Source organism: Acidobacteriota bacterium, from assembly GCA_009838525.1.
Taxonomy (GTDB): Bacteria; Acidobacteriota; Vicinamibacteria; order Vicinamibacterales; family UBA8438; genus VXRJ01.
In genome coordinates this window covers 414005-426811 of the sequence record VXRJ01000035.1, presented here as the reverse complement: position 1 = coordinate 426811, position 12807 = coordinate 414005, and the positions used below count along the sequence as shown (strand labels likewise).

Sequence of the window (12807 nt, the reverse complement as noted above, 5' to 3'; positions counted from 1 at the left end):
GCTCCAGGATTACCGTGCCGGGTTCGATGGTGGCGCCGGGACGGATCACGATCCGCTCGACCGTGCCGTCGGTCACGGCCGGGATCCAGCGGATGGTCTCCGGCACCAGGGTCCCCGTGCCGCGCACCTCCCGGACCATCGGGCCGCGCTGCACGGTGTCGATGAAGACCGTGTCAGCGTCGACGCGGGGGGCGGCGGGCTCCAGGCGCGAGACGCCGACCGTAATCAGGGCCACCACGACCAGGCCCGACACGGTGTAAAGGCCGTGACGGAACCGTCGCTTCCGGGCGAGATCAGGTCGCGCAATGTCCATGGCCGCTATTCCACGCGGAGGGCGGTGAGGGGATCCACGCCGGCGGCGCGCCGCGCTGGCACGTAGGCGGCCCCGGCGGCAACGAGAAGCAGCAGCAGCGACACGCCCGCCAGGGTTGCGGGATCGGACGGCGCGACGTTGAAGAGGAGCGAACCCAGCCCGCGCGAGGCGACGAGCGCCGCGATCAGGCCGGCGCCAACGCCCGCTCCCGCAAGGCCGACGGCGCCCCCCACGACCATCCGCAACACGTCCCGCGGCTGCGCGCCCATGGCGAGCCGCAAACCGATCTCGCGCGTTCGCTGCGCGGTGGCGACGGCGACCACACCGTAGATGCCGACGCCCGCCAGAACCAGGGCGGCCAGACCGAACAGCGCCAGGAGCGTCGTCGTGAATCGGCGGGCCGCCAGCGTGTCCGACAGAAGCTGGCTTACCGTGGAGACACTGTAGATGGTCTGGACCGGATTAGCCGTCCAGATGACATCCTGAATCGCCCGGATGCTGGCGGCCGGGTCTGCGGCGGTCCGTACGACGTAGGTCATCCCGCCGTCGTAGGTCAACCCTTCGTGCCCACCTTGTGCGTGCGCCACGTAAACCTCCGGCCGCGGAGCACTCTGGAAGCCCCGGGGGCGAGTCGCTCCCACGACTCCGACGATTTCGGCCTCGAATTCCCGCCCCGAAACCTGGACCGTTATCCGGTGCGCCAGCGGGTCGGCCTCCGGCCAGTGTTGCCGCGCCAGGGTCTCGTTGATGACGGCGACCGGCGTCCCCGCACCATCGTCGCTCTCCTCGAACCACCGCCCGCTCCGGAGAGGAAGCCGTATCGCCTCCAAGTAGCCCGGGGTCGCCAGGGTCACGGCCACGGACAGCTCTTCACCCGGCGGCGGCGGCGGCAGGTCATGAATTGTCAACGGGGTCTCGGCAGTCAGATCGGCGGCGGCGAGGGGAAACGCCGAAACCGCGCCAGCCGCCTCCACGTCCGGCAGGATGTGAATCTGCTGGAGCGTCTCGCGGATGAAGTTCACCCGCGCACTGTTCTCGCTGTCACGGTCCATGAAGATCTGCAACGCGACCGCATCGTCCGGCACGTAACCCAAGTCGACGTTCACCAACCGCGCAAAGCTCTGCAGGACCAGGCCTGCCGCGACCAACAACACCAGCGCCAGCGCGACTTCGGCCATCACCAACAACCGGCGGACCCTTTGCTGCTCCACCGTGGCGCCGACGCGATGCGCGCGGAGGGGACCGGCGGCCTGGCGGGAAGCCTGACGCGCCGGCGCGAGACCGAACACCAGGGCGGTTGCGAGGACGAGGCCGGTGGCGAATACGAGGACGCGCCCGTTGATGGCGATCTGCGCCAACCGCGGGACGTCGGACGGCAGGAGCCCGACGATCGCATCGAGCGAATAAACGGTCAGCGCAACCCCTCCGATACCACCGAGCGCGGCAATCACCACGCTCTCGGCCAGCAGTTGCCGCACCAGGCGGCCGCGCCCACCGCCAACCGCCGACCGAATCGCGAACTCCTGCTCGCGCAAGGCCGAACGCGCCAGCATCAGGTTGGCGACATTGACGGAGGCAATCAGCAGAACGAACAGGACGGCGGCCCAGAGCAGCAGCAGGATCGTTTGCACCGCGTCTACCTGCCACGTCCGCAGAGGGATGACACGCGCCCCGACGTCGGTGTTGGTGCGGGGATTGTCTACCGCCAGCCGCCCCGCGATGGCATCCATCTCTGCCTGCGCCTCGCCGAGCGTGACGTCCAGACGGATCCGACCGACGACGTGCCACCAGCCTGTGCCACGCCGGTTGTTCTCCCATTCCGCAATGGCCTTGGGTGCAAAGAGATCGCGGACCGTGAGACCCTCTTCGAGACCCAGTTCGAAGTTCGGGGCAAGCACGCCCACGACGATGTGCGGCTCGCCGTTCAACACCAGCGACTGGCCGACAATCTCCGCGTCGCCCCCGAAACGGCGTTGCCACAGTCCGTCGGTCATGACAACGGCCCCGCTGCCGGATCGGTACTCATCCGGAAGGAAGGTCCGGCCGTGCGCCGCTTGGACGCCCAGAGTTTCGAAGAAGCCTTCGGTGACCGCCGACGCGTAGAACTCTTCGGGCTGAGTGGGGCCGATGAAATCGAAGGACCAGGGCTCTACGGCGGCCACCTGCTCGAAGCTCCCGGCCTGCTCTCGCCAGTCGAGGAAGTTGGCCGGGGCCACTGCGGCGGGACGGTTGCCGTTCTCCGGATCCGTTTGCCACAGCGTGACGAGGCGTTCGGGATTCGGGAAGGGCGGCGGCTGCAACAACACGGCATCCACAACGGAATAGACCGTTGTCGTCGCACCGATCGCAAACGCCAGGGTGAAGACCGCCGCCGCCGTGAACCGCGGATTCCGACGCAGCAGCCGCAGGCCGTAGCGGACATCCCGCAACCCTTCCGCCAGGGACGCACCGAAGCGCGATGCGCGAACGTGCTCCCGGGTCGACGCCATACCGCCGAGCGCGGCCAGCGCCTGCCGGCGCGCCTCCGGAGCCGCGACGCCCCGTGCGCATCGTGACTCGACCTCCAGGTCGACGTGATGTCGCAGTTCATCGTCCAGTTCGCGGTCGGCTCCATTCCGGTCGAGCAGCGCCCGCAACCGAACCCGCCACGCGTAGAACCACCGTCGGAGGAACATGCTTCACGCCTCGGTCAGGCGCACCACCCGGGTGATGGCTGCCGACAGCCGCTCCCAGTTCTCGGTTTCCTGCCGCAGATACTGGCGTCCGGGGGGCGCCAGGGCGTAGATCTTGGCGCGCCGGCTGTTCTCCGTGCTCTGCCACTCCGACGTGATCCAGCCCTTCTGCTCCAGCTTGTGCAGCGCCGGATAGAGCGAGCCGTCGCTCACCCGGAGCGCGTCGCTGGAGACCTGCTTGAGCCGCTGGCTGATGGCCCAGCCGCTCATCGGCTGGAGGGCGAGGATCTTCAGGATCAGCAGGTCCAGCGTTCCCTGCACGAGATTCGACGGCTTGGTCATTACGCTGCCCTCTCGGTTACCGAGTTAACTCAGGCTAGCACGACTCCTCTCGGTAATCAAGGGGAATGTCCGGGCGGACGGTAGATGCCCGTGGCAAGACCCCGCGTTCTCCGGCTACTCCATCCGCAGCGCCGCCATCGGGTCGACGCGGGTCGCCCGTCGCGCCGGCAGGTAGGCGGCCGCCATCGCGACGAGCAGCAGGCAGCCGGCCGCGGCCACGAACGAGACGCCGTCGGTCGGCGCCACTTCATAGAGGAAGCTCTCCAGGGTGCGCGTGAGCACGAAGGCGCCGGCGAGGCCGACTGCCACGCCCGCGACGGCGAGCAGGAGGCCCTCCCGCATCACCAGGGCCAGCACGGCGGGCGCGCGGGCGCCGAGCGCCATGCGGATGGCAATCTCGGGCGTGCGCCTCGCCACGGAGTAGGTAATGACGCCGGCGAGGCCGAACGAGGCGAGGCCGAGGGCGAGCAGGGCGAGACTGCCGAGGAGCAGCGCCCGGAAGCGCGGGGTCGCCACCGATTCGGCAACCAGGTCGTCGAGGAGGTGCGCCGAATCGACGGTAATCTCGCGGTCCACCTCGTGGACGGCGGCCCGAACCCCGCCCGCCAGATCGAGCGGATTGCCCGCCGTGCGGACCACGAGGTTCATGTGCTGAAACGGCATCTGGCCGAACGGCTGGTAGATGGCATCGGGCGGCGGCGCCGCGACACCGCCGTAACGCACGTCACCGACCACGCCAACGACGGCCGGCTTGCGGTCGGACGTCGTTGGAAGCACCTGCCCGACGACGTCGATCGTGCCGAACAGGCGCCGCGCTCCGGCCTCGGAGAGGATGACGACCGGCGGGGAGTCCGCCGTGTCGCGCGCCGAGAAGAACCGCCCGCGAAGCAGCGGAATGCCGAGCGCGTTGAAATAGCCGGCGGTTGGATTCAGAAGAGTCAGCCGGTGCTCGCGGGGCACGCCGAGGGTTGCCGCCTCGTCCTCGAAGTAGAACGCCATGCGCGTCTGGTTCGGCGGCAGCCCGTTCGCCGCCCCCACCGCCTCCACGGGCGGAAGCGCCGCGACGCGAGCGATGACCCGCTCGGTCAGCGCGGCGCGTTCGGCGCTCTCCAGCGTCCGCCCCATCGTGAGGTTGATCTGCACCGACATGACGCGGCCGGTCGCCACACCCAGGTCCGTGCCGATCAGCCGCGCGAAGCTTCTCGACAAAAGCGCGGTGCCGACCACCAGCACCACCGAAATGGCGATCTGCGCCGTTACCACGCCGGCCCGCAGGCGGCGGGCTTGACGTCCCTCCGAGCCGCGCGCCCACGTCATCCCGCCGAGCGGACCGGTATCCGAACGCAGGATCGGCGCCGCCGCAAGCAGGCCGGCGAACAGGGCGGCGCCGATCGAGATCGCCACGGCAAAGACCATGACCGGCGCGTCCACTCGCACCGCCGATTCCGGCACCGGGCCCAGAACGCCGGTCGTTCGAACGAGCCAGGCGCTTCCGTGCGCAAGCGCGACGCCGATCAGGCCGGCGACGCCCGCGAGGCACAGTGCGCCGGCCACCGACTCGACGAAGAGGTGGGTGCGGGATGCGCCGATTGCCTTGCGCACGAGCAACTCCTGCGTCCGCGACGCCTGCCGGGCCAGCAACAGGGCGGTCACGTTGGCGCAGGCGACGAGGAGCACCATGCCGACCGCCCCGAACAGGAGCAGCAGCGGAAGGCGCAAGGCCCCGCTCGCGTGCTCCGGCAGCGGCGTGACGACCGGCTCCGCAGAGCGGCCTGGCGAGTGCTCCGCCGCAATGGCGCGGGCGACGGCGCCGGCGTCGTCCTGGGCCTGGGCGAGCGTGACACCCGGCCGCAGCCGGCCGACCAGGTGCGTCGAGCGGCTGCGCCGATTCTCGGACGGACGAACCGGGAACCAGACGTCGGGCGCCGCGAGCGCCGCGCCGGCCGCGATGAGCGATGCCGACGGGACGGCGGTTGGAACCCGGAAGTCGGGCCGCGCCACCCCCACAATCGTGTAGGTGTCGCCGTTGACGGTGATCGGACGGTCCAGCACCGCCGGATCCGAGTCGAAACGGCCCTGCCACAGTCCGTGAGAGATGACCGCCTCCGGCAGCCGCGGATCGGTCGGCCCTCGACCAATCAGCAGCGGATTCCCGAAGATCTCGAAGAACGCCCCGGAGACGGTCCAGCCATCGAACCGCTCGTACCCCGCGTCGCCGTCGAGCGCCGCGAGGTTCCCCTGGCTCAGGGCCAGCCCGTCGAACGATCGCGAGCGCGTGACCCAGTCACCCAGGTCGAGCCACGAGAACCCCGAGGTGGTGTTTCCCGTGCGTGGATCCCGCATGTGGATCACCACGATGGAATCCGGGTCCGGATACGGCAGGGGCCGCATCAGCAGGCCGTAGACGACGCTGAAGATGGCGGTGTTGAGGCCGATCCCGATGGCCAGCACGCCCATCGCCACGAAACTGAATCCCGGCGTGCGCCGGAACGACCGGAACCCCTGCGTGAGGCTCCGGACCGCGGCGTCGAGCCACCGCCATCCCCAGACCGCCCGCGCGTCCTCCCGGATCAGGGGCACGTTGCCGAGGCTCACGCGCGCGGCCCGCGCGGCATCCTCCGGCGCCATCCCCTGCTCCAGGTTCTCGCGCGTCTCCAGCTCCACGTGGAGGGCGAGTTCCCGCGAGAGGTCGCGGTCGACGCGCCCGCGGCTCAGCCACGGGAATGCGCACTTCCACCGCCGGCGCCAGTGCATCCGGTCGCTCCTGCCCCGCCGTCAGGCCTGCTGGATGACCAGGTCGATCGCCCCGGAAAGACGCTCCCACGCCGCGACTTCCCGCTGGAGGTGCGAACGCCCGGTGCTGGTCAGCGCGTAGAGCTTCGCCTCCCGGCCCGTCTCCGTCACGGCCCAGTGGCCGGTGATCCACCCTTCCTTCTCGAGGCGGTAGAGCGCGGGATAGAGCGAGCCCTGCTGCACCTTGAGCACGTCGTTCGAGATCTCCCGGATCCGTTTGGCGATCGCCCAGCCGTGCTTCGGCTCGTGCTCGATCGTCCGGAGAATCAGCAGGTCCAGCGTGCCCTGAACGAGGTCGGTAGGCTTGCCCATCTGATACCTTGATTATCGACAATAAGGTCGCAATTGTAGATTGTCAAGGCGTCAGACCTCCCCAGAGTCTTTGGCTTCCCCAGCATGACTAAGCTAGAATGACTAAGTCCATTAGGGAAACCGCCATGCGCACCGTCAACATGCACGTAGCCAAGACCCACTTGTCCCGGCTTGTGGAAGCCGCGGCCAACGGCGAGCCCTTCATCATTGCCCGCGCCGGCAAGCCCATCGTCAAGGTAATCGCCGTCGAGGCCACCTCCTCTCGCCCGCGCCGTACCGGATTCCTCGCTGGACGAATCTCCGTCCCGGCGGACTTCGATCGTATGGGTTCCGACGAGATCTCCACCCTGTTCGAAGGCAGCCGGTGAAGGTCCTGCTTGACACCCACCTCCTGCTCTGGGCGGCGGGTACGCCGGAGCGGTTGACGAAGGACGCCCGCGACCTGATTGAGGATCACGACACGGAGCTCGTCTTCAGCGCCGCGTCACTCTGGGAAATCGCCATCAAGAACAGCCTCGGCCGCGACGACTTCCAGGTCGATCCACGACTCCTTCGCCGTGGCCTCCTCGACAACGGCTATGTCGAGCTTCCTGTCACGGGTTCCCATGCTGTGGCGGTCGACTCGCTCCCACCGTTGCACAGGGATCCATTCGACCGCATTCTCGTCGCGCAAGCCCAGGTCGAGGGCTTCCTGCTTCTGACCGCGGACGCCTCGATTGCGCGCTATCCCGGATCGATCCGTCTGGTGTGACTGAGGGCGGCCGGCCGACTCCGGTCAGGGCTCGACTCTGCGCACACGCGGCACGCTGTCGAAGTCCCGGTCGTAGCTGACGATCTCCGCGATGCCCCGTTGCTCCATGTGCGCCGTGGCCAGCGCGTCCTCGAAATCCATCGACGGCGACGACGCATAGGTATCAAGCGCCTGGAGGCAGACGCGCTTCTGCGGAAGTCTCAGCCCCCGAAGCGTCAACAGGGGTAGAAGTCGGGCTCGAGTCTCCTCGTGGCTCAACCGATAGGTCAGGCGCGGCGACGAGAGAACGTAGATCACCTCGGCGACTATCGCCTCACAGGTCGCAAGCTCCGCTTCTCCGCGCTGCACCTGCTGGAAGAGCTCGTAGCAGGCCTCCGCCTTGGCCTCGTCGTCCCGGGTCAGGTACCGCAGGATGACGTTCGCGTCGAGGAATCTCACCTTTCACTCATCTTCCGCAAGGCGTGCTCGGCCTTGGCGTCCCTTGCCGCTCGCGACAGCTCGTCGAAGTTCTCGGGCTCGCGGGAGGGCTGCACGGATCCGTAAGCGGATTCGAGACTGTAGGCGACCGGCTTCAGGCGTACCTCGCCGTCGGCGATGGCGAAGGTGACCTTGTCTCTCGGCCTGACGCCCAACACGCGCCGCACCTCGGCGGGAACGGTGACCTGGCTCCGCTGCGTCATCGTTGTGGTGATTTCCTTCATCTTCAGCTAATCAATGATCGATACATGTATCAATGAATCATTAGCATATCATTGCTAGCTGAAACGGTCGTGCCCGTCGCGTCCGGTCGCCTGGGACGATCTCGGCACGGGTAGAATCGGGCTCTACGGTGCATCGACCTCGCATCGATAGTACTCGGGAGCCGAAGGAGCGCTGCCATGAACCGTTGCTCGCGCGCAATCGCAGCCGTACGGCTCACCCTCCTGCTGCTCGCGTCGGCGGCGCTGGCCCAGGCTCCCGGCCACGCGCAGGCGCCGGCCGCCGAATTCGTCCCCGTCACCGACGCGATGCTCCAGGCTCCGGCGCCCGGCGACTGGCTGATGTGGCGCCGCACCCTCGACGGCTGGGGCTACAGCCCGCTCGACCAGATCGACCGCACCAACGCGGGCGACCTGCGGCTGGTCTGGTCCCGCGCCCTCCGCGCCGGCGGCCGGCAGCAGGGCACCCCGCTGATCTACGACGGCGTCATGTACATGCCGAACCCGAGCGACGTCATCCAGGCGATCGACGCCGCGACGGGCGACTTGATCTGGGAGTACCAGCGGCCGCTGCCGGACGACGCCTGCGAGCGCATATTGCCAGGCGTCTGCACGACGAACCGCAACCTGGCGATTTACGACGAGCTGATCATCGACACGAGCGTCGACGAGTACGTCTTCGCCCTCGACGCGAAGACCGGCGAGCTGGTCTGGGAGACCCAGGTGCTCGACTATCAAACGCACCCGGCGAACCAGAGCACCGGGCCGATCATCGCGAACGGCAAGGTGATCTCCGGGCGAAGCTGCATGCCCGCGGCCGGACCGGACGCCTGCGTCATCACCGCGCACGACGCGCTGACCGGCGAGGAGTTGTGGCGACGCCGCACCATCCCGCGTCCCGGCGAACCGGGCGACGAGACGTGGGGCGGCGTGCCCGACGCGGAGCGGCGCCACGTCGGAACGTGGATGGCGCCGAGCTTCGATCCCGAACTCAACCTGCTCTTCATCGGCACGTCGGTGACGTCGCCGGCGCCGAAGTTCCTGGTGGGCGGTGCGGACAACCGGCACCTGTACCACAACTCGACGCTCGCGCTCGACGCCGACACCGGCGAGATCGTCTGGTACTACCAGCATCTGAACGACCACTGGGATCTCGACCATCCGTTCGAACGCCTACTCGTCGACACGGTGGTGCGTCCGGACCCGGGCGCGGTGAGCTGGATCAACCCGCGCCTGCAACCGGGCGAGGAACGCCGGGTGATGACGGGAATCCCCGGGAAGACGGGCATCGTCTACACGCTTGACCGCGTTACCGGCGAGTTCCTCTGGGCGACGCCCACCGTGGCGCAGAACGTGGTCAGCAGCATCGACGGAGCCACTGGCGCGGTCTCCGAGAACCCGGAGCTGGTCTTCGGCTCGTTCGGGCAGGAGGTCCTGACCTGCCCCACCGCCATGGGGGGCAAGGACTGGGAAGCCGGCGCCTACAGCCCGCGCACGAACATGATGTACATGCCGCTGCGGAACGCGTGCGCGCGGATGGCCGCGCTCGACGACGGCGGCCGCTCGCTCTACAGCCTGAGCATGCGCAACCAGTTGGCGCCGGGCACGGATCAGCTCGGTTCGGTCTGGGCCGTATCCGCGGAGACCGGCGTGACCGCGTGGACCTGGCAGCAGCGCGCGGCGACGGCCGGGGGCCTCGTCTTCGTGGGCGACATCAACGGCCGGTTCCGCGCCCTGGATGACGAGACCGGCGAGATCCTGTGGGAGGTCAACCTCGGCTCGCCCGTGAGCGGATTCCCGGTCACGTACGCGGTCGACGGACGGCAGTACGTGGTGGCGGGTACCGGCACCGGAGGCAACGCCTCGCGCTGGAGCGCGATGACTCCGGAACTGACCCCCAGCAGCGGCAACAACCTCTTCGTCTTCGCCCTGCCCTGAGTGACCAATGGGTTTCCGCTATGGTCCAGAGCCATGCTGACAGCTCTTGGGGGTGACGCCGCGAATGTAGCCAGAACCGACACCTCCAAGAAACCAGACAACTGCAACCATAATAGCGACTTACACGCGATCAGCGCTGGAACTTCCGTCTAGTGGTGTGCCCCTAAAACTGCTTGACGGTTAGCCGCGCCTTGAGTAAGTATGCGGGTGGGCATGAACCACCCCGCCGCACCGCCGCCGCTCGACGCCGAAGACAGGAGCACGCTGGAGATGTGGGCGCGCTCTTTGCGTCCACGGGTCCGGCAACTTCGACAGGCCAGCCTGCAACGGGCCTGATCCGGGTCCCGCAAAGTGACCATCACTTCGATCCCAGGAGACCGAGTGCCGAAAAATGTCCAGATCGGGCGCAAGAACGGCATGACGCGGTCCGTTGGTGCCGATTGGGGTCCACAGATTCTGCGGAAGAGCCAGAAATCGTAGTAGCGCGTGCGATGGGAGGCAGCAATGACGAAAAGCCAATTCCGTGAGTTCTTGTTCGGAGCGAAACACCTTACCGGACTGCTGACCGCAGCAGCTACGGTCGCCGTACTCCTTTTCATGCAAGTTGGTGCCGTTGGACAAGAAGCTGGTGCCGTTGGACACAGTGTGTCGGCGCTGCCAGAGACTCAGCAGGAGCCGGGATACAACCCGACGACCCCAGCAAAAGTTGAGCTGGGCAGGCTGCTGTTCTGGGACCCGCTCTTGTCGGGACCCCAAGACGTAGCCTGCGCGACGTGCCATCATCCCGAATTCGCCTATTCAGATGACCGCGACCTGTCGACCGGCGTGACGGGCATCGGCCTGGGCCGCTTCCGGCGTGACGGGCATCTCGTCAAACGCAATAGTCCGACGGTTCTGAACGTTGCTTTCAACGGCATCGATGAATCGGGCCGCTACGACCCGGCGACTGCGCCGGCGTTCTGGGACAATCGCATCAGGAGCCTCGAATCGCAGGCGCTCGAACCGCTCAAGTCGTTTGAGGAAATGCGAGGGGACACCTACCCGGAGGATGAGGCTGTCGCGAGAGTGGTGGCGAAGCTCCAGGCCAACGCCGAGTACCAGAGCCTGTTCGCCGAGGCCTTCGGCAGTGAACAGCCGGTCAACGCGGAAAACCTGGGCAGGGCGATAGCGGCGTTCATGCGGTCGCTGCTGGCCAACAACTCGCCGTTCGACCGCTACATGCGCGGCGACCGCAGCGCCATGACGGACCAACAGGTCAGGGGAATGCAGCGCTTCGACGAGATCGGGTGCATCAGGTGCCACAACGGGCCCATGTTCTCCGATTACAAACTGCATGTCCTGGGCGTGCCCGACAACCCCGCTCTTGCATCAGGTGCCACAACGCCCGCCTCCGACGGAGGCGCGCAGAACCCTCCTTGCCCGGCAGCTCCTCCGGAGCCGCGTACTGCAGCGTCCCGGGCAGCGTGCGACAGCTATGCGTTTCGCACGGCGTCGCTGCGAAACCTCGAATTTACCTTCCCATACGGGCACAATGGCATGTTCCGGACGCTACGCGCGGTCGTGGGGTTCTATGAAACCACCAGCTCCGGGAACTCCCGGAACCCGAACGTCAGCCCCGAGGAGCTCGATCCGCTGGTTCGCGCGTTGCAGAACGTGGACGAAGAAGACACGGATCTGATCGAGTTTTTAATCGCTCTGAGCGATGACTCGTTCGACCGAACGATTCCCGAGCGCGTACCGAGCGGCCTGCCCGTCGGCGGAAGAATTCAATAGACAGAGTACGCGCCCTCGTGGAATACTGCTACTGGCTTTCCGACACCCAGCGATTGGAGGACTCACATGAAACGGATTTCCCTGTGTGTACTCGGCGTAATGGCGGTTGCGATAAGCGCGCCGGCGCAGGCGCAGGTCTATGAGGAGCGCCGGCAAGAGGTGGTGACAGACCCCATCGAAAAGCCGTTGCTCGCCGCTCCGAACGCGGCTATGGCCAGGGACGCCACGGTCATCAAGATAATTCGGAATCCGGATGCGGGCGAAGAGGTCACGGCTGCCGACTTTACGTATGAAGTCTTGAGGAGAGGCCCCGGCCGTATGGTCTGCTACGACCTGACCGGCTTTCCCGGAGAGCGGCCGTGGTCGGTGGAGTGCACCAGCAGCGATGCCAACCTGCCGCGCATCATGCAGAATCGAGCGTTCGCGGAGATGGGGGCCAAGGCCACGCCATTGCTTGGGCAAGACGACCCCAGGCGCGCCGGTTTGCCTGTCTTGTCGAGCAGCGGCACCGGAGGGATTAGGGATCTGGTTGTGGCCGCCGGGAAAGACGGAACGCGTGAGCTGTCCGAAGTCGGGTCCATCTGGTACAACCTCCGGGGCGACAGTCAGGACACCGCCATCTGGCACACGTTTATCGCCATGCCGAACCTCACGGGGGAGCAAGTCGGACTGCCGGAGGTTCGCGACGCGGGCGGCGCCTGGCTGATGTTTGCGGGCACGCCGGAAGCCCACATCATGATTGGCGGCCGATAACCGGCAGAGAGTTTCTCGGCCTCGGGGTTTTCGACCACGAATCAGGGGGAGGTGTGTGACACCTTCCCCTGATTTCCCACAGGTTGCGAGTGCCTTCGCTTCGGGTGAGCTTCATGAAATATCTACTGACAGGTCTTCTTGCCTCCGCTCTTCTTGCCCCCGCCGCGATGTTTGCAACCCAGAGCAGACAGACTTTCTCAGGCACGATAACCGATGAGGAGTGCCCCGTAGCCGATCATTCCGGAATGCGGATGGGGTCGACCGACGCTGCCTGCGCCATCGCTTGCGTCGATGACCACAGCGTCCCGTTCGTTTTGTTTGACGGCAAAGCAATCTATCGGTTGAGCGACCAGGACAAATCAAGAGAGTTTGCCGGAAAGAAAGTGGCAGTCGTCGGCACGCTGGACTCCCAGACCAACACGATCCAGGTCCATTCAATGGCCGCGGCCAATTGACCCATCG

13 protein-coding genes are annotated in these 12807 nt (G+C 66.8%); 6 read left to right on the top strand and 7 right to left on the bottom strand.

Annotation, left to right across the window (positions count from 1 at the left end):
• From F4Y45_17200 to F4Y45_17180, 5 genes are all read right to left on the bottom strand, one after another.
• The coding region (locus F4Y45_17200) for an RND transporter (protein MXY26242.1) at positions 1-313 on the bottom strand (313 nt) is incomplete at its 3' end.
• 5 nt (positions 314-318) lie between these two features.
• Positions 319-2988, bottom strand: coding sequence for an ABC transporter permease (locus F4Y45_17195; GenBank protein MXY26241.1), 2670 nt, complete (start codon positions 2986-2988; stop codon positions 319-321).
• Between the two features lie 3 nt (positions 2989-2991).
• Positions 2992-3327 (bottom strand): PadR family transcriptional regulator, encoded by a 336-nt coding sequence (locus F4Y45_17190; GenBank protein MXY26240.1) that lies wholly within the window; start codon positions 3325-3327, stop codon positions 2992-2994.
• Between the two features lie 114 nt (positions 3328-3441).
• On the bottom strand, positions 3442-6081 hold the full coding sequence (locus F4Y45_17185) for an ABC transporter permease (GenBank protein MXY26239.1): 2640 nt from the start codon (positions 6079-6081) through the stop codon (positions 3442-3444).
• Between the two features lie 21 nt (positions 6082-6102).
• Complete coding sequence (locus tag F4Y45_17180; protein ID MXY26238.1) at positions 6103-6432, bottom strand: PadR family transcriptional regulator; 330 nt, start codon at positions 6430-6432, stop codon at positions 6103-6105.
• Between the two features lie 125 nt (positions 6433-6557).
• Here F4Y45_17180 and F4Y45_17175 point away from each other — a divergent pair, with 125 nt between their 5' ends.
• Positions 6558-6800, top strand: coding sequence for a type II toxin-antitoxin system prevent-host-death family antitoxin (locus F4Y45_17175; GenBank protein ID MXY26237.1), 243 nt, complete (start codon positions 6558-6560; stop codon positions 6798-6800).
• A complete protein-coding gene (locus tag F4Y45_17170) occupies positions 6797-7183 on the top strand; it encodes a type II toxin-antitoxin system VapC family toxin (protein MXY26236.1) in 387 nt (128 codons plus the stop codon). Before F4Y45_17175 ends, F4Y45_17170 begins: the two co-directional genes overlap by 4 nt.
• Before the next feature lie 24 nt (positions 7184-7207).
• On the opposite strand, the gene F4Y45_17165 is transcribed toward F4Y45_17170, so the two are convergent.
• On the bottom strand, positions 7208-7621 hold the full coding sequence (locus F4Y45_17165) for a type II toxin-antitoxin system VapC family toxin (protein ID MXY26235.1): 414 nt from the start codon (positions 7619-7621) through the stop codon (positions 7208-7210).
• Complete coding sequence (locus F4Y45_17160; GenBank protein MXY26234.1) at positions 7618-7884, bottom strand: AbrB/MazE/SpoVT family DNA-binding domain-containing protein; 267 nt, start codon at positions 7882-7884, stop codon at positions 7618-7620. The genes F4Y45_17165 and F4Y45_17160 overlap by 4 nt, the downstream gene beginning before the upstream one ends.
• A 177-nt stretch (positions 7885-8061) precedes the next feature.
• Here F4Y45_17160 and F4Y45_17155 point away from each other — a divergent pair, with 177 nt between their 5' ends.
• From F4Y45_17155 to F4Y45_17140, 4 genes are all read left to right on the top strand, one after another.
• Positions 8062-9819 carry a PQQ-binding-like beta-propeller repeat protein gene (locus F4Y45_17155; GenBank protein MXY26233.1) on the top strand — a complete coding sequence of 586 codons (1758 nt, stop codon included), beginning with the start codon at positions 8062-8064 and terminating at the stop codon, positions 9817-9819.
• Between the two features lie 504 nt (positions 9820-10323).
• Positions 10324-11592: a cytochrome-c peroxidase gene (locus tag F4Y45_17150; protein MXY26232.1), complete on the top strand. Its 1269-nt coding sequence runs from the start codon at positions 10324-10326 to the stop codon at positions 11590-11592.
• 66 nt (positions 11593-11658) lie between these two features.
• Positions 11659-12345, top strand: coding sequence for a hypothetical protein (locus F4Y45_17145; GenBank protein ID MXY26231.1), 687 nt, complete (start codon positions 11659-11661; stop codon positions 12343-12345).
• 113 nt (positions 12346-12458) lie between these two features.
• Positions 12459-12800 carry a hypothetical protein gene (locus tag F4Y45_17140; protein MXY26230.1) on the top strand — a complete coding sequence of 114 codons (342 nt, stop codon included), beginning with the start codon at positions 12459-12461 and terminating at the stop codon, positions 12798-12800.
• Positions 12801-12807 lie beyond the last annotated feature (7 nt).